Genomic DNA, 21,763 nt, shown 5'->3' with positions numbered 1-21,763 from the left:
TATGAGCGATCACCCACCGCTGCCCACCCGCCTCACCGTGGCCGCCCTGGTGCACTGGCAGGGTCGCTTCCTGCTGGTGGAGGAGGAGATCAGGGGCCAGCGCCGCTTCAACCAGCCCGCCGGCCACGTGGAGCCGGGGGAAAACCTGATTGAGGCGGCCTGCCGCGAGCTCAAGGAGGAGACGGGGCTGACCGCAGCCCCCGGCGCCTGGCTCGGGGTCTATCTGTTCAAACCGGCGGACAGCGAGGCCACCTTCGTGCGCACCGCCGTCATCTTCGACCTTGAAAAGGCGCCGGGTCAGCACCATCCAGAGGATCCCGACGGCGATGTGCTGGCCTGCCACTGGCTCACCCTGGCGGAGATAGCCGAGTGCAAGCCCGCCCTGCGAAGCCCGCTGGTGTGGCAGTGCATCCAGGACTACCTGGCCGGCACCCGCCTGCCCCTGTCGGCGCTCAAGGCCTTTATTTGAGTCCATTTGAAGCCGTTTTTTGCCCATCTTGGCAAACGATGGAAAAACGATTTCCCGCCGCCAAACTCCAGAGGGGAACGACGGCAGGGAGATGTGACCGGGGGCGCAAAACTCTGGTAGAATACGCCCCGTTTAAACGAACTGGTAACTTCGACTAATGACAGACAACAGCCAAATCAAGGTGATCGTCGGCATGTCCGGCGGCGTGGATTCTTCCGTCTCGGCCTACCTGCTCCAGCAGCAGGGTTATCAGGTCGAAGGCTTGTTCATGAAGAACTGGGAAGAAGACGACACGGACGAGTACTGCTCCGCCTCCCAGGATTTGGCTGATGCCAAGGCCGTCTGCGACAAGCTGGGCATGAAGCTGCACACCATCAACTTCGCCGCCGAGTACTGGGACAACGTGTTCGAGCACTTCCTGGAAGAGTACAAGGCAGGGCGCACGCCGAACCCGGACATCCTGTGCAACAAGGAGATCAAGTTCAAGGCGTTCCTGGAATTTGCCGCCGAAGAGCTGGGCGCCACCTACATCGCCACCGGCCACTACGTGCGCCGTGACGACAGCACGGGCCGCCCACGCCTGCTGCGCGGTCTGGACACCAACAAGGATCAGAGCTACTTCCTCTACACCCTGAGCGAAGCCCAGGTGGGTCAGAGCCTATTCCCGGTCGGGGATCTGGAGAAGCCGGAGGTGCGCCGCATCGCCGAGCAGCTCGACCTCATCACCGCCAAGAAGAAGGACTCCACCGGCATCTGCTTCATCGGCGAGCGCAAGTTCAAGGACTTCCTGGCCAAGTTCCTGCCCGCCCAGCCCGGCCCCATCGAAACCGTGGATGGCAAGGTCATCGGCGAGCACCAGGGGCTGATGTACCACACCCTGGGCCAGCGCAAGGGGCTCGGCATCGGCGGCATGAAGGATGCGACCGAAGAGGCCTGGTACGTGGTGGACAAGGAGGTGGAGCGCAACACGCTAGTGGTGGCGCAGGGGGAGCATCCCCGCCTCTACTCCGACGGCCTGATCGCGAGCCAGCTGCACTGGGTGGATCGCACCCCGATCCGGGCGCCGCTTCGCTGCACCGTCAAGACCCGTTACCGCCAGCAGGACATCCCCTGTCTCATCCAGCCCATCGACGATGAGACCATCAGGGTCATCTTCGACGAGAAACAGGCTGCGGTGACCCCGGGCCAGTCCGCCGTCTTCTACGACGGGGAAGTCTGCCTGGGCGGCGGCATCATAGAACAGCGTTTCAGCCATCCGGTTTGAATCCTTAACAGAAGGCAGCAGACGTGAGCGACAAATTCCAAGACAGAACAATGGCTTTCGCTGGCATCTGCCAGGCGGCCTATCTGGTGCAGAAGGTAGCCCGTGACGGCACCTGTGACGAGGCCTCCCTGCGCGAGAGCCTGCAAAGCGTGCTGGTGACCAATCCCAAGCAGCCGCTGGAAGTGTTCGGCAGCCACCTCGCCATCCGCGACGGTTACCGCGCCCTGGTGGAGCAGCTGGGGGCCGACGGCAGCCAGAAGAACGCCGAGCTGACCCGCTACGTGGTGAGCCTGATTGCGCTGGAGCGCAAGCTGGCCAAGCGCAAGGACATTCTCAACATGCTGGGGGAGCGGATCGGGCAGATCGGCCGCCAGCAACAGCATTTCGATCTGCTCGACGAGCAGATCCTGGCCAACATGGCGAGCATCTACAGCGATCTCATCAGCCCCATAGGGCCGCGCATCCAGGTGGCGGGCACCCCGCTGTTCCTGCAGCAGCCCCTGGTGCAGCACAAGGTGCGCGCCCTGCTGCTGGCAGGCATCCGTGCCTGCGTGCTGTGGCGCCAGCTTGGCGGCAGCCGTACCCAGATCATCTTCGCTCGCAAGAAGATGGTGGAACTGGCCAAACGTTTCTAAGAATCGGCTCGAGCTCCGTCGTGAGAGGCCGGAAGCAAGGTGAAGAGCAGCGCAGGTACCGGAGTTTATGTCGATAAATAAGGATGCCGAGCAGCACATGAGCCTTGATAACGGTCTCGTAACAGGAGCGCGAGTTGATGAGAATCCCCCACACCAATCATCAGGAGTTCACCCCATGGAGCTGTCCGCGCTGACTGCTGTTTCCCCGATTGACGGTCGTTATGGCGACAAGGCCGATGCCCTGCGTCCCATCTTCTCCGAATTCGGTCTGCTGCGTTTTCGCGTCGAAGTCGAGGTGCGCTGGTTGCAAAAACTGGCCAGCCACGCCGGGATCCCGGAAGTCCCTGCCCTGAGTGCGGCCGCCAATGCCGTGCTGGACGGCATAGTCCTGAACTTCAACGAAGCGGACGCCGCGCGCATCAAGCAGATCGAGCGCACCACCAACCATGATGTGAAAGCGGTGGAGTACTTCCTGAAAGAGAAGGTGGAAGTGAACCCGGAGCTCGCCGCCGTCAGCGAATTCATCCACTTCGCCTGCACCTCTGAAGACATCAACAACAACTCCCACGGCCTGATGCTGAAGACCGCCCGCGACGAGGTCATCAAGCCCTATTGCGAGAAGCTGATTTCCGAGCTCAAGCGCCTGGCCGTTGAGTACCGCGACATGCCGCTGCTGTCACGCACCCACGGCCAGCCGGCGACCCCGAGCACCATGGGCAAGGAGATGGCCAACGTCGCCTATCGCCTGGAGCGCCAGTACAAGCAGATCATGGCGGTGGAGATCCTCGGCAAGATCAACGGTGCCGTGGGCAACTACAACGCCCACGTGAGCGCTTACCCTGAAGTGGACTGGCACCAGTTCTCCGAGGAGTTCGTGACCTCCTTGGGCCTTTCCTGGAACCCCTACACCACCCAGATCGAGCCCCACGACTACATCGCCGAGCTGTTCGACGCCATGGCCCGCTTCAACACCATCCTGATCGACTTCGACAGGGACGTGTGGGGCTACATCTCCCTGGGTCACTTCAAGCAGCGCACCGTGGCCGGCGAAATCGGCTCCTCCACCATGCCGCACAAGGTCAACCCCATCGACTTCGAGAACTCCGAAGGCAATCTGGGTCTGGCCAACGCCGTATTCCAGCACCTGGCCTCCAAGCTGCCCATCTCCCGCTGGCAGCGTGATCTGACCGACTCCACAGTGCTGCGCAACCTGGGGGTGGCCGTGGGTTACTCCCTGATTGCCTATCAGGCGACCCTCAAGGGCATCTCCAAGCTGGAAGCGAACGCGGACGCCATGGCCGCCGATCTGGACGCCAACTGGGAAGTGCTGGCCGAGCCCATCCAGACAGTGATGCGCCGCTACGGCATCGAGAAGCCCTACGAGAAGCTCAAGGAGCTGACCCGTGGCCGCCGCGTGGATGCCGAAGGCATGCGCACCTTCATCGATACCCTGGAACTGCCCGAGGCCGTCAAGGTCGAACTGAAGAAGCTGACTCCGGCCAACTACCTCGGTCAGGCCCAGCGTCTGGTCGATCTGCTGAAGTAAGCGGCCAAACCGAACCGGCGGGGGCTCTGTCATGACGGCAGGGCCCCCGTTGATTTTGGCCCATTCGATAGCGTCACAGGCTATCGGGCCATTTCAGAGCCCTTGCCCAAGCCCGATTTGGGCAAGATCTCTCACAAGATACGAGAAGCACCATGTACGAACTCAATCTGGATATTGCCCACTTCCTCGAGCACTACTGGCAGAAGCGCCCGCTCCTCATCAAGGGCGGCTTCACCGACTTTCAGGATCCCATCAGCCCGGACGAGCTGGCTGGGCTCGCCATGGAGGAGGTGATCGAATCGCGCCTGGTGACCCGCTTCGACGGCAAGTGGGCCGCCGAACACGGGCCCTTCGAGTCTTATGACCACCTGGGGGAAGAGAACTGGACTGTGCTGGTACAGGCCTGCAACCACTGGGCCCCCGAGGTGCACGAGCTGGCGCTGCCGTTCCAGTTCATCCCGGGCTGGCGCTTTGACGATGTGATGGTGAGCTTCTCCACCCCTCACGGCGGCGTCGGCCCCCACATCGACAACTACGACGTCTTCATCACCCAGGGCCAGGGCAAGCGTCACTGGCGGGTCGGCGATGCCAAGCCCCTCGAGGAGTTTGCCGCCCACGCCGCCCTGCTGCACTGCGAGCCGTTCGAGGCGATCATCGACGCCATCATGGAGCCGGGCGATATCCTTTACATCCCGCCCGGATTCCCCCACGAGGGCTACGCCATCGAGCCCTCCCTGAACTTCTCCGTGGGCTTCCGGGCTCCTGATGCCAAAGCGCTTATCTCCTCGTTTGCCGATCACCTGATCGACAACGATCTGCGCACCGAGCGTTACGGCGACCCGGACCTCAAGCCCCGCGCCCGTCACGGCGAGATCCAGCCCCATGAGCTGCACCGCCTGCGGGAGCTGATGCAACAGGCCCTGGATGACGAGACCCTGTTCAAGGAGTGGTTCGGCACCATGATCTCCGAGGCCAAGCACGATCTGGACGTGAGCCCCATGGAGCCTGACTACAGCGCCGAGGAAGTGGCCGACCTGCTGACCCAGGGCGAGCCCGCCATCAAGGTGCCGGGCCTGCGCTCCGTCTGGTTCAGCGGCGAGAGCCGTACCTGCTACATCGACGGCGAGGCCTGGACCCTGCCGAGCGAGGATGCGGCCGCCATTTCGCTCTTGTGCGACAAGGACATCATCACCCAGGCCGACATGGTGGAACTCGCCGATCAGGCCGGTTTCCTGCAACTGCTGACCCGTCTCATCAACCGCGGTTACTGGTTCTTCGGCTAAGCCTGCGCAAAGGCGCGTCCCCTGGGTGGGGGACGCGCCTGGTCGAAAGCTGGTGCCTCTCCTGCGTGGTGGCGGTCCAATGACTACACTGGGTGACGGCCAAAGGGGGAAAGGGGCCCTGCCCCGTCGCCGGCGCGCTCATCCCTTGTTTGTCATTTAACTACATGGGATCGGGTCATCGACGGGGGCGAAAAATGGGAACCAAATGGCCTCACTCGCGGAAAATCAATTATTTTAGCCCCTAAAATCAGCTGTGAGCGAAAACGTTATCTTTCAAATTGAGGCGTTTTTAGCTCAAAACGTTGTTTCTGGATCATAAAAAGTATCCAAAAACTGGTGTATATTGCACGGCGGAAACTCCTTAACCATGAAGACTGACATGAAAAAGACCAAAATCGTCTGCACCATAGGTCCCAAGACCGAATCCAAAGAAATGCTCGGCAAGATGCTCGACGCCGGCATGAACGTCATGCGCCTGAACTTCTCTCACGGTGATTACGAAGAGCACGGCACCCGTATCCGCAACCTGCGTGAAGTGATGGCCGAGACCGGCAAGCACGCAGCCATCCTGCTGGATACCAAGGGTCCGGAAATCCGTACCATGAAGCTGGAAGGTGGCAACGATGTCTCTCTGGTCGCCGGCCAGACCTTCACCTTCACTACCGACCAGACCGTGGTTGGCAACAAAGACAAGGTCGCCGTGACCTACGCCGGCTTCGCCAACGACCTGCGCGTCGGCAACCGCATCCTGGTTGATGACGGCCTGATCGGTCTGGACGTCATCGAAATCACCGAGCGCGAAGTCATCTGCAAGGTGCTGAACAACGGTGATCTGGGCGAGAACAAGGGCGTCAACCTGCCGGGCGTCTCCATCAAGCTGCCGGCCCTGGCCGAGAAAGACAAGCGTGACCTCATCTTCGGTTGCGAGCAGGGCGTGGACTTCGTTGCCGCCTCCTTCATCCGCAAGAAAGAAGATGTGCTGGAAATCCGTGAGCACCTGAAGGCCCACGGTGGCGAAGCCATCCAGATCATCTCCAAGATCGAAAACCAGGAAGGCCTGGACAACTTCGACGACATCCTGGCTGTCTCCGACGGCATCATGGTTGCTCGTGGCGACATGGGTGTGGAAATTCCGGTTGAAGAAGTGATCTTCGCCCAGAAGATGATCATCACCAAGTGCAACAAGGCACGTAAAGTGGTCATCACCGCCACCCAGATGCTGGATTCCATGATCAAGAACCCGCGTCCGACCCGCGCCGAAGCTGGTGACGTGGCGAACGCCATCCTGGACGGTACCGACGCCGTCATGCTGTCCGGCGAATCAGCCAAGGGCAAGTACCCGCTGGAAGCCGTGACCATCATGGCCACCATCTGCGAGCGTACCGACGCCGTGATGCCGTCCAACCTGTCTGCTGCCAACGACAGCAACAAGCTGCGCATCACCGAAGCCGTTTGTAAAGGTGCGGTCGAGACCTCCGAGAAGCTGGACGCCCCGCTGATCGTGGTTGCCACCGAAGGCGGCAAGTCTGCCAAGGCCATTCGCAAGTACTTCCCGAAAGCCTGGATCCTGGCCATCACCACCAACAAGAAAACTGCTGCCCAGCTGGTCCTGACCAAGGGTGTGGTTGCTCACGTGGTTGACAGCATCGCCTCCACCGACGATTTCTATCGCATCGGCAAGGAAGCGGCACTGCAAAGCGGCATGGGTCTGAAGGGTGACGTGGTCGTCATGGTCTCCGGTGCCCTGGTACCGAGCGGTACCACCAACACCGCCTCCGTTCACGTACTGTAATCAGTCCTGAACCATTGAAAACGGCGCCTTGGGGCGCCGTTTTTTTTATCTCTCCCCCCTGCTGCCTCCCTCGCGCCGGTGCTAGAATCCACGCGGATTTCCCCCCAGTGGGAAACCTCCCGAATCTCGCATAATCACCCGGACGTTTTATGCCCTCAATACAGTTCAGAAGAGCCTCGGCCACCCTGTTGCCGCTGCTCTGTTTACTCATCAGCCTCTGCGCACCGCAAGCCATGGCGCAGGATCTGCCCCAGCGCGCCACCGTACAGCGGGCGCTCGATGCCCTCGGCAAGTCAGAGACCCTCACCGTCAGCCAGCAGGCGGATCAGAAGTTGCTGACCGACACCCTTGCCCTGCTCGACAGCATCGAGAAGGAGCAGGCCAAGGCCAAGGCCCTGGCACAGCGGGTTCGCTCCCTGCCCGGCGAAATGAAAGAGATAGGCGCCAAGATAGACTCCCTGGCCCAGGACAAGGGTCCTGAGCAGCTCAGGAGCGAATACGCCAGCATGAGCCTGGCGGAGCTGGAGAGCCGTCAGCCGGAGGTGCTGGCCAACATGCAGGATGCCCAGGAGGCCCTCGGCACCATAGGCAGCCAGATCACCAGCCTGCAGACCCTGCCGGAGCGGGCCCAGGCCAACATGAGCCGCGCCTATCAACGCAGCCAGGAGATCCGCACTCGTCTGAACTCCGGGGACGGCGTGAGCAGCGCCGAGAAGATGAAGCTCAATACCGAGCTGGCGTTGCTGGACTTGCAACTGGCCAACCTGCAAAAGGATCTGGACAACCGCACCAGCATGCAGGATCTGGCGGTCAAGCAGCGCGACTACCAGAGTGCGCGCCTCGCCCATGAAGAGCAGAAACTGCAGGCCCTGCAGGAGCAGAGCAGCGCCAAGCGCCTCGGCGACACCGAGAAGGCCGCCGAGCAGACCGGCGAGCTGGTCGCCACCCAGAACAACCCGCTGGTGCAAAAAGAGCAGGAGATCAACCACCAGCTCAGCCAGCAGCTCATCAGCGCCACCACCAACCTCAACCTGCTCGCCCAGAAAAACCTGCAGGCCAAGAGCTGGCTGGAGCGCGGCACCCAGACCGAGCGCAACCTGAACGAACAGGTGCAGATGCTCAAGGGCAACCTGCTGCTGTCACGCATCCTCTATCAGCTCTACCAGCAGCTGGAGGCTGCCCCCTCCACCCTGGTGAAGAACCTGGAAGAGCAGATAGCCGACCTGCACCTGGCCCAGTTTGAACTGAGCCAGCAACGGGATCAGCTGTTCCAGAAGGGCCAGTATCTGGACAACCTGATCGCCAACAGCAGGGAGACCGTCAGCGAAGAGGACAAGGCCATCCTGGTCAAGCTGATCGACACCCGCATCAGCCTGCTCGATCAGCTCAACCGCCAGATGGATGCCCAGCTGACCAACGCCATCAGCCTGCAGCTCACCCAGCAGCAGCTGACGCGCATCTATGCCTCCATCGAATTCACCCTGCAACAGCACATCTTCTGGGTCAGCAGCAACAAGCCCATCGATGGCAAGTGGTTCATCAACTGGCCGGGCCATGCCTACAAGCAGGCCTCCGACTGGGTGCTCAAGCCGGACTGGCAAGGCTGGGGCGACATGCTGCTGGCGGTCTCCCTGTTGGCCCTGCCGCTGCTGCTGGTGGGTGGCCTGCTGCTGTGGAAACGCCCGACCCTGGTCAAGCGCCAGCAACGGATCGCCAAGGATCTCGGCCGCTTCCGCCAGGACAGCCAGTGGCACACCCCGCGCGCCCTGCTCTACACCGTATTGCAGCGCCTGCCGGGTACCCTCTTCATCCTGGCCGCCGGCCTGCTGCTGGCCTATTGCGGCCTGCTGAGCCCGCGCCTCATCTTCCAGATCACCCTGAACCTGGCACTGGGCTACCTAGTGTTCAGCGTCTACCTGTCGGTGATGCGCCCAGGCGGCATCGGCGAGAGCCACTTCCGCATCCCGCGGGACGAGCTGCAGGCCAAGCGCAACAGCATGCGTTACCTCTGGCTGCCCCTGCTGCCCCTCATCATGCTCTCGACCAAGGCGGTGGTGGAGCCCTCATCGCTGGGCAACGACGTCATCGGCCAGGCGCTGACCATGCTGCTGCTGGGGCTGACCGCCTACCTGGTGCTGCCCATCTCCCGCGCCCGCATCAAGGGCGAGGCCAGCATGCTGCAGACCATGACGGCCGTCGCCCTGGCGCTGGCGCCGGTGGCCCTGATGGTGCTGGCGGCGCTCGGCTACTACTACACCGCCCTGAAGCTGACCGGTCGCCTGATCGAATCCTTCTACCTCATCATCATCTGGAGCCTGGTCTATCGCACCGCCCTGCGTGGTCTGGAGCTGGCGGCCCGCCGTCTGGCCTACCGCCGCGCCGTCGCCAAGCGCGAGCACAAGCCTTCGGAAGATGCGGAAGGGGGCGAGGCCATCGAAGAGCAGCCCATGGATCTGGAGGAGGTCAGCCAGCAGTCCCTGCGCCTGACCCGCATCATGCTGCTGCTGGTGTTCGGCGTCGCCTTCTACTGGCTCTGGTCCGATCTGGTCGCTGTCTTCACCTACCTTGACAGCGTGGTGCTGTGGCACAAGAGCGAGGGCACGGGTGCCAACGCCGTGCTCTACCCCATCAGCCTGAGCGATGTGCTGACCGGCCTGTTCCTGTTCGGGGCGGCCCTGTCGCTGGCCCGCAACCTGCCAGGCCTGCTGGAGGTGCTGGTGCTCTCCAAGCTGCGCCTCGCCCAGGGCACCGCCTACGCCTTCACTACCATGCTCAACTATGTGCTGATCGGGATGGGCTCGCTCACCGCCCTGGCCATGCTGGGAGTCCAGTGGGAGAAGCTGCAGTGGCTGGCCGCCGGCCTCTCGGTCGGTATCGGCTTCGGCATGCAGCAGATCGTCTCCAACTTCATCTCCGGCATCATCATACTGTTCGAGCGCCCGGTGCGGATCGGGGACACCGTCACCATCGGCACCATCTCGGGCACGGTCAACAAGATCCGCATCCGCTCGACCACCCTCACCGACTTCGATCGCAAGGAGGTGATCATCCCGAACCAGCAGCTGATGATAGAGCGGCTGATCAACTGGTCCCTGTCCGATACCGTCACCCGGGTCATCGCCCGGGTCGGGGTGGCCTATGGTTCGGATCTGGAGCTGACCCGCAAGCTGTTGATGCAGGCGGCCACGGAGAACAGCCGGGTCTTGAAAGACCCTGCCCCCATCGTCTACTTCCTCACCTTCGGCCCCAGCACCCTGGATCACGAGCTGCGCTTCTTCGTGAGCGAGCTCGGGGATCGCAACCCGGCCATCGATGAGCTGAACCGCCGCATCGACGTACTGTTCCGTGAACACGGCATCGACATCGCGTTCAACCAGATGGACGTCCACATCAAGAACCGGCAAGGGGACGAGCAGAAGATAGAGTCCCGCCCGAGCCTGCCGCCGCCCAATGGTGGCAAGCCGGCCTGATGCCGACCTCCTGCCCCTGCAAACAGGCTCCTCATTGGAGCCTGTTTTTTTACCCGGGCTGCCGGCCTTGAAAGCGGGAGCAGGCCCCCAATATAGGGAAGACAACGGAATGTCACCCACGAGGATCTCATGGACTATCTCTACGCCGTGGTGCTCTTTGCCATCTCGGCATCGGTCACCCCGGGACCGAACAACATCATGGTGATGAGCGCCGGCGCCAACTTCGGGATCAGGCGCAGCCTGCCGCTGCTCATGGGGATCTGCGTCGGCTTCACCCTGATGCTGTTGCTGGTGGGGCTGGGCTTCGGCCAGCTGTTCACCCTCTTCCCCAGCCTGCACTTCGTCATCAAGTGTGTCGGCACCCTCTATCTGCTCTATCTCGCCTGGCTGATTGTCCGCTCCGCCGACGAGGTGACGGGAGACGCCTCTGCCCGCCCCCTGGGATTCCTCAAGGGTGCCCTGTTCCAATGGGTCAATGCCAAGGCCTGGGTGGTTGCCACCGGCGCCATCGCCGCCTTCACCAGCGCAGGGGCCGACTTCCATCAGCAGAACCTGACCATAGCCCTGACCTTCTTCATCGTCTCTTTCCCCTGCGTCGGGCTCTGGCTGCTGTGCGGCACCCTGCTCAAGCGCTGGCTGACCAATGCCCTCGCCCGCCGTCGGTTCAACCATGCCATGGCGGCCCTGCTGGCCCTCTCAGTGGTGCCCGTCATCCAGGAGATCCTGAGCCGGCCCTGACGCGACCGCATGAGGCTGTGGATAGCGGGCGCCATCCATGGGACCATGCCTTATCTCCCAGCCCCTCGCGGGCACCCTTTTTCTCTGGAGCGTGCAATGGAACAAGTGGTGTATGTGGCCAACCCGGTGAGCGGGTTGATCCATGTGTTTCGACTCGAGGACGGCGAGCTGGTCCCGCTGCAGGAAGTCCAGACCGGCGGCGAGGTGCAGCCCCTGGTCATCAGCCCGGACCAGCGCTGGCTCTATGCGGGGGTGCGCCCCGACTTTCGGGTGCTGAGCTACCCCATAGCCGCGGATGGCCGGCTCGGGACGCCCAGCTCGGCGCCGCTCGATGGCAGCGCCTCCCACACCTGCACCGATGAAACCGGGCGCTTCTTCTTTGCTGCCTCCTACGCCTTCGACCACCTCAGCGTGTCACCCATGGATGACGCAGGTCGGGTGCTGGCCCCCCACCAGCGCATCGACCGGCTGATGGCCGCCCACTCGGTGACCCTGCTGACAACCAGCCAGGGTCACCAGGAGCTGCTGGTCGCCTGCCTCAAGGAGGATGTCATCCGCCGCTTCACCCTGGGAGAGGATGGTCAGCTGAGCCCCCATCCCCTGGGTGACATCCACACGGCCCCCGGCGCCGGGCCTCGCCATCTGGCGCTGCACCCCACCAACGGCGATCTCTACTGCCTCAATGAGCTCGATGCCACCCTCAACCGCTACCACAGGGAGGCGGATGGTCGCATCGGCGCGCGGGAGAGCCTGGACATGCTGCCCGAGGGTTATCAGGGAGAGCGCTGGGGGGCCGACATCCACCTGACGCCGGATGGGCGCTTTCTCTACACCAGCGAGCGGGCCAGCAGCCTGCTCAGCCTGTTCGAGGTCGACCAGGGGGACGGCGCCCTGACCCTGCTGGGCCACTTCCCGACCGAAGCCTGCCCCCGTGGTTTTGCCATCGACCACAGCGGCCACTATCTGATCGCCACCGGGCAGAAGTCCCACAGCGTGGCCGTGCACCGCATCGCGGCGCAGACGGGCGAGCTCAGCCTCTCGTCCCGCCAACCCGTGGGGGAAGGGGCCATGTGGGTGAGGGTATTGGCGCTGGACAAGCCCGCCTAGCGAGGTTTAAGGCCGCAGAAATGCGCGCGGCGCTCTGATGAGCGCCGCGCAGTGAACACTTGTGTCCGGGCCTTATCTGCTGCCGTTGAGCTCATCGTCAGGCCAGTACTTGTAACCCTGCATGGTGGCCTGCGCCGCCAGCCCCTGCTCGGTGAGCTGGTACATCTTCACCTTCTGGAAGTCGGCATTGGCCGCCTCGCTGACCACCACCTTGCCATCGTCCGCCGACTTGGCGGCCAGATCCGCCTGGGCGCTGGCATCGAACCCTGTGGTGATGAATCTGTCCAGGGCGGCGGCATCGTTGAAGATGATCACGGCCTGGAATTTCTTGATCCCCATGCCGATCCCCATGCCGGCGGTCGCCATCTTCATGTAGGTGTCGCGACCGGTGCGGTTGTCGCGGAGCACCCCATAGCCACTGCCGGCACTCAGTACCAGCAGGTTGTTGTTCACATTGGTGAAGACGGCATAACCCTTGGATCTTGCCACCTCCTGTCTGGTGCTCCCATCCTGACCATACAGGGTGGAGAGGGTCTGCTGGCGCATCTGCTGAATGTGGTTGCGTTGCTCGGCGGGGGTATCCCCCTTGGCACAGCCAACCAGCAGCAGAACGGCCAGTATATGAGTCCATAGACGCATGTCATTACTCCTTCGTGTCTCATGTGCGGGGGCTGAGGGGGCCTCCCGATCCGGAACCGGATCAGAGGGCCATCCGACCCGCTATCAGCGTTCACCGTCCGGTGCCCCGGGGCGCTGGCCAGATACAAGCCCCTCTTCGCGTCAGTATAACCAGCGCCACTGAACTTCTGCTGACCCGGCAAGCAGCGGGGTCCCGCCACTCGGGGCTTTCGGTTGCATGATCCCGCTGCACCGCCAACGGCTGCCCTACCCCTTGGTCACCTCGCCGAGAAACTCGGTGAAGCGCCGCCAGGACTTGGCATCGGCATCGGCGCGGTAATTGTCCGAGCCAAAGACGCTGAAGGCATGGGGGGCGCCGCTGTAGCTGGTCGCCTCGTGCTTCACCCCGGCGCTCTCCAGCTCGGTGATGAGGGCCGCGAACTGGCCAAGGGAGACCGCCTGATCCGCGCTGCCATGCTGGATCAGCAGGCTGGCCCTGGTCTGCTCGTAGTTCTGGCCGGCCGGGGTCTCCAGTCCCCCGTGCACGCTGACGATCCCCTTGAGGCTGGCGCCGCTGCGGGCCAGCTCCAGCACGGCGGCGCCGCCAAAGCAGTAGCCCATCGCCACCGCATTGTCGAGGTGGCCGCCCTGTCTGCCCGCCTCGGCGAGCCCGGCCTGCAACAGCTTGCGCATCCTGGCCCTGTCCTGATAGAGCGCCCCGGTGAGGCGCTTGCGCTCTTCCACGGCGGTCGGCCTGACGCCTGCTCCGAACAAGTCCACCGCGAACACGCTGTAACCGAGGGCCACCAGCATCTCGGCCCGCTTCACCTCGTAGCCCGTCAACCCGTCCCAGTCGTGCACCAGCACCACCAAAGGTGCCTGCTTGTCGGCGGCGGCCAGGTAATAGCCTTCGAAGGGCTGACCGTCGACCTGGTAGCTCACCGCACCGGCCTGGGCCACGCCCCCCCAGATAATCCCCAGCAGGGCCAGGATCCATCTCGTCTTCATGTTCGTCTCCTTGACTGTGAACAACGCCCCTGATTGTAGTCGCCAGGCCGAACCCGATGGGTCAAGGCGCTCGCGGTGAGAGGCCACAAAAGCAAGAGGCCACCCAGGGGTGGCCTCTTGTCATCGGTATGGTGCGTCCAGGATCAGTCCTTGGCCGACTCCATGGCACCCTCTTCGGAGTGCTGGGGCAGGATGAGGTTCAGCAGAAAGAGAGAGGCCACCCAGGGGTGGCCTCTTGTCATCGGCATGGTGCGTCCAGGATCAGTCCTTGGCCGACTCCATGGCCCCCTCTTCGGAGTGCTGGGGCAGGATGAGGTTGAGCAGGATGGCCGCCACCGAGGCCAGGCCGACGCCCGCCAGGGCGAAGTCACCTATCTTCATCTCCAGTGCACCCACACCCACTGTCAGGGTCACGGCGACGATGGCGATGTTGCGGGCCAGCCCCAGATCCACCTTGGACTCCACCAGGGTCTTGAGGCCGATGGCGGCGATGGATCCGAACAGCAGCAGCATGATGCCGCCCATCACCGGCATGGGGATGGAGGTGAGCAGGGCGTTGAACTTGCCGAAGAAGGCCAGAATGATGGCGAACACCGCGGCCCAGGTCATGGTGACCGGGTTGAAGTTGCGGGTGATCATCACGGCACCGGTCACTTCCGCATAGGTGGTGACGGGGGGGCCACCGATGAAACCGGCGAAGCAGACGCCGATGCCGTCACCGGCCAGGGTGCGGTGCAGGCCAGGATCCTTGGTGTAGTCCTTGCCGGTCACACCGCCGATGGCCAACACGCCACCGATGTGCTCGATGCAGGGGGCGATGGCCACCGGCAGCATGAAGAGGGCCGCGGCCCAGTTGATCTCCGGGGTCTCGAAGTGGGGCAGTGCCAGCCAGGGGGCATTGATCATGCCATCGAAGCTCACCTGGCCCATCAGCACGGCGGCCACATAACCGGCGATGACGCCGGAGAGGATGGGGATGAGCTTGATCCAGCCCTTGCAGAACACGGCCGCAATCAGGGTCACCGCGAGCGAGATCCCCGCCAGGGTCAGCGCGGTGGCAGGGGCCACCACCTGCTCGGCCCCGGCACGGCCCATGGCCATGTTGCAGGCCACCTGGGCCACCGACAGGCCGATCACCATGATCACCGGACCAATCACCACAGGGGGCAGCAGCTTGTGCACCAGACCCATGCCGCGCACGCGAATGATGGCCGCCAGGATGAAGTACATGAAACCGGCGGCAAACAGACCGAACATGGTGGAGGGCAGGCCCCAGGTCTGGGTGGCATAGATGATGGGGGCGATGAAGGCGAAGCTGGAGCCGAGGAAGATCGGGACCTGGCGACGGGTGCAGAGCTGGAACAGCAGGGTGCCTACACCGGCGCCAAGCAGGGCCATGGAGGGGTTCAATCCGGTGAGCAGGGGCACCAGAACCATGGCACCAAAGGCGACAAACAGAATTTGCAGCCCGGCGACGCTTTGCTTGACCAAGGAAAACATGGGTATCCTTAATTTTTTGATAACTGACAGGGATAATTGACACTTTTCAGTCATCACAAGACTTTTTCAAGGCATGAGATGCGCCATTTGGCGTCATTCGTTACCTTTCACTGCTTGGGGAGGGCATGAAACTGGCTTTTTAGGCGGGATTCGTTGCTACAAGCATCGAGTATGCGATTTTACGCACTTTTGTGGCCGACGCCAATCGTTTTTCTGGCCGAATGTGATGACAAGGCTTTCAGCCCGGGCCGCCATTCACCGCCTGCTGCGGGCGCAGGTTCGAAAAAGGGTGGCATCCGCCGCCCCTCGCCCCTGTGGTGGCCGGGAGCAAAAAAAACGGGGTGGCAGTGCCACCCCGTCGCGATTCCCGTCCCGTGTCAGACCCGGCGATAGGGCAGATAGACAGGCTCCCACATGTGGCTCAGGATGTGCTGCTGCAGATCCTGGCCAATCAGCGGGTGGGAGGGGTCCCGGCGCACTATATCCTTGAGCACCGCAGTCGCCACGTGTACCGAGATGTTGCGCAGCTCGCTGATCCTCGGGTAGACGGTGCCCCGGGCGAGATCCGCCTCATCCACACACTCCGCCAGCGCGAAGGCCGCCGTGGTGAAGATATCCGGGCTTATCTCGCGGATCTGGCTGACGATGGCGGCCAGCCCCACACCGGGGAAGATGAAGACGTTGTTGCCCTGGCCGATCCGGAACGTCTGGCCCTCATGGTGCACGTCCTTGAACGGGCTGCCGGTGGCGACGATGGCGCGGCCCTGGCTCCAGCGGAAGATGTCTTCCGGCAGCGCCTCGCAGTTGGCGGTGGGGTTGGAGAGGGGGAACACCATGGGGCGCTCGCAGTGGGCCAGCATCAGCTGGATATGCTCCTCCTGGAAGGCGCCACCGGCCCCGCTGGTGCCGAGCAGCACGCTGATGGGCACGTGGCGCAGCACCTCGGTCAGCCCCGCCTTGCCCTGCAGATCCCACTGGGCCAGCAGCAGGCCCGGCTTGGCGTAGCGGCGCTTGTATTCATCCAGCCCCTCGCGGTTGTCGCACACCAGCCCCTGGGTATCCAGAATGTAGATGCGATCCCGCGCCGCCTGCGGGTCCAGCCCCTCGCGGATCATCCCCGCGCAGATCTGATCCGCCACCCCGACTCCGCCGGCCCCGGCCCCATAGACCAGGTAGTGCTGCTGGCCCAGGGTCTCCCCCTTGGACTTGACGGCGCCTATGATGCCCGCCAGCACCACGGCCCCTGTGCCCTGGATGTCGTCGTTGAACGAGGGCAGCGTCTGCTGGTAGCGGGAGAGGTTGTTGAAGGCGTTGGACTTGCTGAAGTCCTCCCACTGCAACACGGCGTTCGGGAAGTGGCGCTTGACCCCGGCCACGAACTTGTCGATGAAGTCGTCGTACTCCTTGCCGCGAATGCGGCGATGGGGCTGACCCAGGTACATGGGGTCGTCCAGCAGCGCCTGGTTGTCGGTGCCCACATCCAGCGCTATGGGCAGACAGCAGGCGGGGTGGATGCCGGCCCCCAGGGTATAGAGGGAGAGCTTGCCGATGGGGATGCCCATGCCCCCCACCCCCTGATCGCCGATGCCGAGGATCCCCTGGCTGTCGGTGACGACTATGATGCGCACCGCCTTGGCGTCCATGTGCCGTGCGAGGGAGCCCATGTCATCGACATTCTTCGGGGTGATGTAGAGGCCACGGGGCTTCTGGAAGCGGTGGCTGAACTCCTGGCACGCCTTGCCCACGGTCGGGGTATAGATGTAGGGAGTCATCTCCTCCACGTGGCGCGACAGCAGGGCGTAGAACAGGGTCTCGTTGCGATCCTGCAGGGCCCGCAGGTTCTGGTACTTCTCGATGTCACTGCAGGCGCTCAGGAAGCCCTGATAGACCCGATCCAGCTGGGCCTCGAAGGTCTGCACCTGGGGCGGCAAGAGGCCGTCGAGCTCGAAGTCGGCCCGCTCCTGTTCGGTGAAGGCGGTGCCCTTGTTGAGATTGCGATCGTTGAGCAGATCGGTGCCTGTCAGTGCAACGGGGCGAAAGTCCTCTCCCTGTGCGTCTTTCCACAGCAGATATTGTCCGGTAGCCATAGTCATTCTCTTTGATTTACATGAAGTTGCCATTCGGCAGGAGAGCAAGACTCAGATTGCAGGGATCATATGACGTTTGGGGATTCGGTTTTGTGAGCTTGGGCATACCCTGCGGCCAAAGCCCCCTCTCCTGCCGGACTCATGGCCGCCGGGCTTGCCCCGGCGGGGCGCTTGGCGCAAGATCGGCAGACATTCGATGCCGCCAGCGCCTTTGCCAGAGCAGACGCTGAACACGCGGCATATCACCTCACAGACCCCTGGAGCCCCATGAGCCGCAGCGACCTCCCCTTCCCCGTCTCCGCCGTGATCCTGGCCGGCGGCCGTGCCACCCGCATGGGGGGCGACGACAAGGGCTGGGTGCCCCTGGCGGGCAAGCCCCTGATAGTCCATGTGCTGGAGCGTCTGCGCCCCCAGGTGGACGAGGTGCTGATCAACGCCAACCGCAGCGAGGATCGCTACCGGGCGCTGGCCCCCGTCGTCGGCGACGCGCAGGCCGACTTCCAGGGGCCGCTGGCGGGCATGCAGGCTGGCCTGGCCGCCGCCCGCCACGACTGGGTGCTGTTCGTGCCCTGCGACGGCCCCGCCCTGCCCCGGGATCTGATGGCCCGCTTTCGCGCCGCCATGACGGCGCAGAGCGAGCTGGTGGTGGCCCACGACGGCCAGCATCTGCAACCCGTGGTCGCCCTGCTCCATCGCGCCCTGCTCCCTTCACTGCAACTGGCCCTGGCAGAGGGAGAGCGCAAGACCGGGGCCTGGTTTGCCCGCCACCGGATGACGGTGGTGCCCTTTGCCGACCAGCCCGATGCCTTCGTCAACCTCAACAGCCCGGCCGAGCTCGCCGCCTACGAGGCGAGCCTGCCGCATCAGGAGCCGCTGGCGGGGGGCGTGCGACCATGAGCGCCCCACCCCTGCTCGGCTTCGTCGCCTGGAGCGGCACCGGCAAGACCACCCTGCTGGAGCGCCTCATTCCCCTGCTCGGCCAGCGCGGCCTGCGGCTCGGGGTGCTCAAGCATACCCATCACCACTTCGACATGGACAAGCCGGGCAAGGACAGCCATCGCCTGCGCCAGGCCGGTGCCCGCCAGGTGATGGCGGCCTCCTCCCTGCGCCACGCCCTGATCTGCGAGACCCCGGAGCAAGAGCCCTCCCTGGAGGCGCTGCTGGCCCGCTTCGACTGGGCGCAGCTCGATCTGCTGCTGGTCGAGGGGTTCAAACATCGCCATTTTCCCAAGATAGAGCTCCATCGCCGCGCCCTCGGCAGGCCCCTGCTGTTCCCGGAGGACCCGGACATAGTGGCGCTCATCAGCGATGCGCCCGAGGCAACGACCCTGCCCCAGTTTCGTTTCGAGGCTCTGGACGCCATCGCCGACTTCATCTGCGCCCGGCTGCCCCGGGATGCCAGCAGCCAGCCCACCTTGCCGCCGCTGCAGCTGCTCGCCCTGGCCCTGGAGGCCATGCCCAATCCGGCGGGGGAGGCTTGCCTGCCCGGCCATCTCAGCCAGGATGCCAACGGCTGCTTGCAGGTGCGTCCGGCAAGTGCTTTCATGCCTTCTGCCCTGCCCCCGGCCAACTGTGTGATCGAGTGCCCTGCCCGATCGGCCATCACCCAGGGTGAACGGGTCCGGATCCGCCTCTTGCCCTGATGGCGAGCGTCAGCCGGCACGGCAACACGAGATGATCAACCTGACATGAGACGACTCCCTTGCGCCTGAACACGCCGCTCTCCCGATTCGATCTGCTGATCTATGGTCGCTACCGCCTGGTCCACGGCCTGCGCATCGCCCTGGCCTTCACCCTCACCTTCCTGCTGACCCGGGAGCTCAAGCTGCCGGAGAGCACCTGGCCCCTCATCACCCTGGTGGTGGTGATGGGCCCCATCTCGTTCTGGGGCAACGTGCTCTCCCGGGCGCTGCAACGGGTGGTCGGCACCATCTTCGGCGCCGCCTGCGGGGTGGTGGCCCTCTATCTGGAGCTCTACTCCCTGCCGCTGATGCTGGTCTGGTGCAGCGCCATCATGTTCCTGTGCGGCTACCTGGCGCTCGGCAAGCGCCCCTATGTTGGGCTGCTCATCGGCATCACCCTGGGGGTCATAGTCGGCGGAGTGCCGGGAGACATAGAGACGGCGCTCTGGCGCAGCGGCGACGTCATCCTGGGATCCATGCTGGCCCTGCTGTTTTGCAGCATCTACCCCCAGCGGGCCTATACCCACTGGCGGCTGCAGATGCACGACAGCCTGCAACAGGCGCAACGGATCTATCACACCCACCTCTCCCCCAATATCCTGGAGCGACCCAGGCTGGCCCAAAGCCACGCCCGCCTGCTCACCAAGATAGTCAGCCTGCGCCCCCTGCTGGCGCCCGCCGTCAAGGAGACCCGTCTCAACAGCACCCTGTTCGAGGCCGTCCAGACCACGATGCGCAACACCTTCTGCACCCTGGAGATGCTGGCCAACACCTACTGGCGCGATCGCCAGAGCCACTTCCTGATGCAGAGCCACCCCGGCCTGCGTGCCTGCCAGCAGGCCACGGAGGCGGTGATCATCCAGCTCGCCCTCATGCTCAAGAGCGGCGACAGCAGCGCCGCCGAGCAGGCCATCGCCCGATTGCAGGCGGCCGCAGCCGAGGTGCAGGCCGAGGTGCGCCCTGGGGCCGACGACGAGGCCACCATCAGCGGCTACCTCTGGCTCAACCTGCAGCTCACCGAACAGATAGCCCACCTCCACCGCCTGCTGGGACTGGTGATGAACCCGCCCCGCAGTCAGGGCAGCAAGGCGGGCTAACAGAACGCCCCGCAATGCGGGGCGTTCTGTCTTTGGTCTCCGGCCCCTCGGGCCATGACGGCGCCGTCGGCTTTAACCGGCCTGTGCCAGGGGCTGTTCCGGGGTGAGGTAGAGGGAGAAGTCCCGGATCCCCGCCTGAAGGGCGGCGAAACAGTCGGGATCGATGGCGCTGCCCAGATGCTCGGCCATCATCTCCAGCGCCTGGGGCACAGGGATGGCGTCCCGGTAGGGGCGCTTGGCGGTGATGGCATCGAAGATGTCGGCTGTGGTGATGATGCGCGTCTCAAGGGAGATCTCCGCCCCCTTGAGTCCCTTGGGGTAGCCCTTGCCGTCCAGCCGCTCATGGTGGGCACCGGCCACCTGGGCCAGCTCCTCGAAGGCGCCGATGCGGCTCAGGATCTCCTCGGTATAGGCGGCATGCAGCTGCACCGCCGCCCACTCCTGCCCATCGAGCTTGCCCGGCTTGTCGAGGATGGCGTTGCTCACCCCGAGCTTGCCCACGTCGTGAAGCAGGGCCCCCCGCTTGAGCCAGCGCCGTCTCGATGCAGACAAGCCCATCTGGGCGGCGAGAATATCGGTGTAGAGTGCCACCCTGCCACTGTGACCCGCGGTATAGGGGCTCTTGGAGTCCACCACCTGACCGAAGGCCGCGGCGATTTCGTCCAGATAATCCTCATTGAGCGCCACCTCCCCCTGACCTGCCGGGTGGTCGAAGACCCACTCGGTCAGCCTGGGATCCATCAGCCCCTGCCAGAACGCCTCGTCGGCCAGCGCCTCAAACTCAGCGACCAGGGCGGGATCAAACCAGCTGCCGCTGCGCTCGCGCAGCTCCCTCTGCGCCGCATCCGGCCCTGCGGCGGCATGAAACACATCCACCACCTGACAGAGCAGGGCAATGCGGGAGAAGAGCGGGATCGCCTCCCCCGCCAGCTGCAGCGGCCGCCCCTTGCCATTCCAGTGCTCATCGAGGGAGAGGATGCCGTTGGCCACCTCGTCACTGAAGCGCAGCTGGCGAGCGATGTCCGCCCCCCGGTGACAGCGGGTCTGGATAAGCTCGTTGGCTATCTGATCGCCGTTGCGAAAGATGTGGAACAGGCTGCGAAAACGGCCGAGCAGATCCGCCTGCAAGCCGGTGTGACCCAGCACGAAGTTGACCACCTCGGAGAGGGAGCCATCCACCAGCTTGAAGTCGCGCTTGAAGTGAAGATCGTCGGTGAGATAGAGCTCGCAGATGCGGGCGGCATTGCTGCTGCACCCCAGATCCTTGAGCAGCAGGGTGTAATAGAGGTCGTGGCGCTGCCGGGCATCCAGTCCCAGCCGCTCCCCCAGACGGGCACCTATCCAGCAGCAGCGGATGCAGTGTCCTCGTGGTTGACCCTCGGTCATGTCCAGGGCATGACTGAGGGAACCAATCAATTCAGCCAACCGCAATCCTGTCACCGCCATAGCCTGCTCTCCCTTAGACAT

16 protein-coding genes and 1 pseudogene are annotated in these 21,763 nt (G+C 63.8%); 12 read left to right on the top strand and 5 right to left on the bottom strand.

Annotation, left to right across the window (positions count from 1 at the left end):
• The first annotated feature begins 1 nt into the window (after position 1).
• From AC1IN8_RS09535 to pgl, 9 genes are all read left to right on the top strand, one after another.
• Positions 2-469: an NUDIX hydrolase gene (locus AC1IN8_RS09535; protein WP_265435422.1), complete on the top strand. Its 468-nt coding sequence runs from the start codon at positions 2-4 to the stop codon at positions 467-469.
• A gap of 157 nt (positions 470-626) precedes the next feature.
• Positions 627-1,733: a tRNA 2-thiouridine(34) synthase MnmA gene (gene mnmA / locus AC1IN8_RS09530; RefSeq protein ID WP_005328710.1), complete on the top strand. Its 1,107-nt coding sequence runs from the start codon at positions 627-629 to the stop codon at positions 1,731-1,733.
• A gap of 23 nt (positions 1,734-1,756) precedes the next feature.
• Complete coding sequence (hflD, locus tag AC1IN8_RS09525; RefSeq protein WP_139439358.1) at positions 1,757-2,368, top strand: high frequency lysogenization protein HflD; 612 nt, start codon at positions 1,757-1,759, stop codon at positions 2,366-2,368.
• Between the two features lie 175 nt (positions 2,369-2,543).
• The gene (gene purB / locus AC1IN8_RS09520) at positions 2,544-3,914 is read left to right on the top strand and encodes an adenylosuccinate lyase (RefSeq protein WP_139439357.1); all 1,371 of its coding nucleotides are present in this window, start codon (positions 2,544-2,546) and stop codon (positions 3,912-3,914) included.
• Between the two features lie 152 nt (positions 3,915-4,066).
• Positions 4,067-5,197 (top strand): ribosomal protein uL16 3-hydroxylase, encoded by a 1,131-nt coding sequence (locus tag AC1IN8_RS09515; RefSeq protein ID WP_202046792.1) that lies wholly within the window; start codon positions 4,067-4,069, stop codon positions 5,195-5,197.
• A 379-nt stretch (positions 5,198-5,576) separates the two neighbouring features.
• Positions 5,577-6,989 carry a pyruvate kinase PykF gene (gene pykF, locus AC1IN8_RS09510; protein WP_202046793.1) on the top strand — a complete coding sequence of 471 codons (1,413 nt, stop codon included), beginning with the start codon at positions 5,577-5,579 and terminating at the stop codon, positions 6,987-6,989.
• 149 nt (positions 6,990-7,138) lie between these two features.
• Positions 7,139-10,459 carry a mechanosensitive channel MscK gene (mscK, locus tag AC1IN8_RS09505; protein WP_319913281.1) on the top strand — a complete coding sequence of 1,107 codons (3,321 nt, stop codon included), beginning with the start codon at positions 7,139-7,141 and terminating at the stop codon, positions 10,457-10,459.
• Between the two features lie 129 nt (positions 10,460-10,588).
• A complete protein-coding gene (locus tag AC1IN8_RS09500) occupies positions 10,589-11,197 on the top strand; it encodes a LysE family translocator (protein ID WP_479758717.1) in 609 nt (202 codons plus the stop codon).
• 96 nt (positions 11,198-11,293) lie between these two features.
• On the top strand, positions 11,294-12,304 hold the full coding sequence (gene pgl, locus AC1IN8_RS09495; protein WP_479758716.1) for a 6-phosphogluconolactonase: 1,011 nt from the start codon (positions 11,294-11,296) through the stop codon (positions 12,302-12,304).
• A 72-nt stretch (positions 12,305-12,376) separates the two neighbouring features.
• Here the strand turns inward: pgl and AC1IN8_RS09490 are convergent, their stop codons facing one another.
• The 4 genes from AC1IN8_RS09490 to AC1IN8_RS09475 all read right to left on the bottom strand — a co-directional run bounded on the left by AC1IN8_RS09490 (position 12,377) and on the right by AC1IN8_RS09475 (position 17,517).
• Positions 12,377-12,943 (bottom strand): lipid-binding SYLF domain-containing protein, encoded by a 567-nt coding sequence (locus AC1IN8_RS09490; RefSeq protein ID WP_265435429.1) that lies wholly within the window; start codon positions 12,941-12,943, stop codon positions 12,377-12,379.
• Positions 12,944-13,189: 246 nt separating this feature from the next.
• Positions 13,190-13,930, bottom strand: a complete 741-nt coding sequence (locus AC1IN8_RS09485) for a dienelactone hydrolase family protein (RefSeq protein ID WP_479758715.1) — start codon at positions 13,928-13,930, stop codon at positions 13,190-13,192.
• A 261-nt stretch (positions 13,931-14,191) separates the two neighbouring features.
• Positions 14,192-15,430, bottom strand: coding sequence for a uracil-xanthine permease family protein (locus AC1IN8_RS09480; RefSeq protein ID WP_162519309.1), 1,239 nt, complete (start codon positions 15,428-15,430; stop codon positions 14,192-14,194).
• 377 nt (positions 15,431-15,807) lie between these two features.
• Entirely contained in the window at positions 15,808-17,517 is a 1,710-nt protein-coding gene (locus AC1IN8_RS09475; protein ID WP_202046802.1) for an NAD-dependent malic enzyme, read from the bottom strand.
• A gap of 267 nt (positions 17,518-17,784) precedes the next feature.
• Between AC1IN8_RS09475 and mobA the strand changes: the two genes are divergently transcribed.
• From mobA to AC1IN8_RS09460, 3 genes and pseudogenes are all read left to right on the top strand, one after another.
• Positions 17,785-18,414, top strand: coding sequence for a molybdenum cofactor guanylyltransferase MobA (gene mobA / locus AC1IN8_RS09470; protein ID WP_479758714.1), 630 nt, complete (start codon positions 17,785-17,787; stop codon positions 18,412-18,414).
• A pseudogene (gene mobB, locus AC1IN8_RS09465) lies at positions 18,411-18,896 on the top strand (molybdopterin-guanine dinucleotide biosynthesis protein B); the annotation flags it as partial. The gene mobA and the pseudogene mobB, both read left to right, overlap by 4 nt.
• A gap of 323 nt (positions 18,897-19,219) precedes the next feature.
• Positions 19,220-20,296 carry an FUSC family protein gene (locus AC1IN8_RS09460; protein ID WP_139439346.1) on the top strand — a complete coding sequence of 359 codons (1,077 nt, stop codon included), beginning with the start codon at positions 19,220-19,222 and terminating at the stop codon, positions 20,294-20,296.
• A 72-nt stretch (positions 20,297-20,368) separates the two neighbouring features.
• Here the strand turns inward: AC1IN8_RS09460 and AC1IN8_RS09455 are convergent, their stop codons facing one another.
• Entirely contained in the window at positions 20,369-21,742 is a 1,374-nt protein-coding gene (locus tag AC1IN8_RS09455; RefSeq protein ID WP_479758763.1) for an HD-GYP domain-containing protein, read from the bottom strand.
• Positions 21,743-21,763 lie beyond the last annotated feature (21 nt).

It is taken from the genome of Aeromonas sp. 130281, assembly GCF_056642115.1.
This window is presented reverse-complemented; position numbering and strand designations above follow the sequence as displayed.

What these genes read in the sequence shown, in the direction of transcription:
- pgl (WP_479758716.1), top strand. Translation starts at nt 11,294, where the DNA reads ATGGAACAAGTGGTGTATGTGGCCAACCCGGTGAGCGGGTTGATCCAT.
- AC1IN8_RS09500 (WP_479758717.1), top strand. Translation starts at nt 10,589, where the DNA reads ATGGACTATCTCTACGCCGTGGTGCTCTTTGCCATCTCGGCATCGGTC.
- AC1IN8_RS09535 (WP_265435422.1), top strand. Translation starts at nt 2, where the DNA reads ATGAGCGATCACCCACCGCTGCCCACCCGCCTCACCGTGGCCGCCCTG.
- AC1IN8_RS09480 (WP_162519309.1), bottom strand. Translation starts at nt 15,430, where the DNA reads ATGTTTTCCTTGGTCAAGCAAAGCGTCGCCGGGCTGCAAATTCTGTTT.
- AC1IN8_RS09515 (WP_202046792.1), top strand. Translation starts at nt 4,067, where the DNA reads ATGTACGAACTCAATCTGGATATTGCCCACTTCCTCGAGCACTACTGG.
- AC1IN8_RS09475 (WP_202046802.1), bottom strand. Translation starts at nt 17,517, where the DNA reads ATGGCTACCGGACAATATCTGCTGTGGAAAGACGCACAGGGAGAGGAC.
- AC1IN8_RS09455 (WP_479758763.1), bottom strand. Translation starts at nt 21,742, where the DNA reads ATGGCGGTGACAGGATTGCGGTTGGCTGAATTGATTGGTTCCCTCAGT.
- AC1IN8_RS09485 (WP_479758715.1), bottom strand. Translation starts at nt 13,930, where the DNA reads ATGAAGACGAGATGGATCCTGGCCCTGCTGGGGATTATCTGGGGGGGC.
- purB (WP_139439357.1), top strand. Translation starts at nt 2,544, where the DNA reads ATGGAGCTGTCCGCGCTGACTGCTGTTTCCCCGATTGACGGTCGTTAT.
- pykF (WP_202046793.1), top strand. Translation starts at nt 5,577, where the DNA reads ATGAAAAAGACCAAAATCGTCTGCACCATAGGTCCCAAGACCGAATCC.
- mobA (WP_479758714.1), top strand. Translation starts at nt 17,785, where the DNA reads ATGAGCCGCAGCGACCTCCCCTTCCCCGTCTCCGCCGTGATCCTGGCC.
- mscK (WP_319913281.1), top strand. Translation starts at nt 7,139, where the DNA reads ATGCCCTCAATACAGTTCAGAAGAGCCTCGGCCACCCTGTTGCCGCTG.
- mnmA (WP_005328710.1), top strand. Translation starts at nt 627, where the DNA reads ATGACAGACAACAGCCAAATCAAGGTGATCGTCGGCATGTCCGGCGGC.
- AC1IN8_RS09490 (WP_265435429.1), bottom strand. Translation starts at nt 12,943, where the DNA reads ATGCGTCTATGGACTCATATACTGGCCGTTCTGCTGCTGGTTGGCTGT.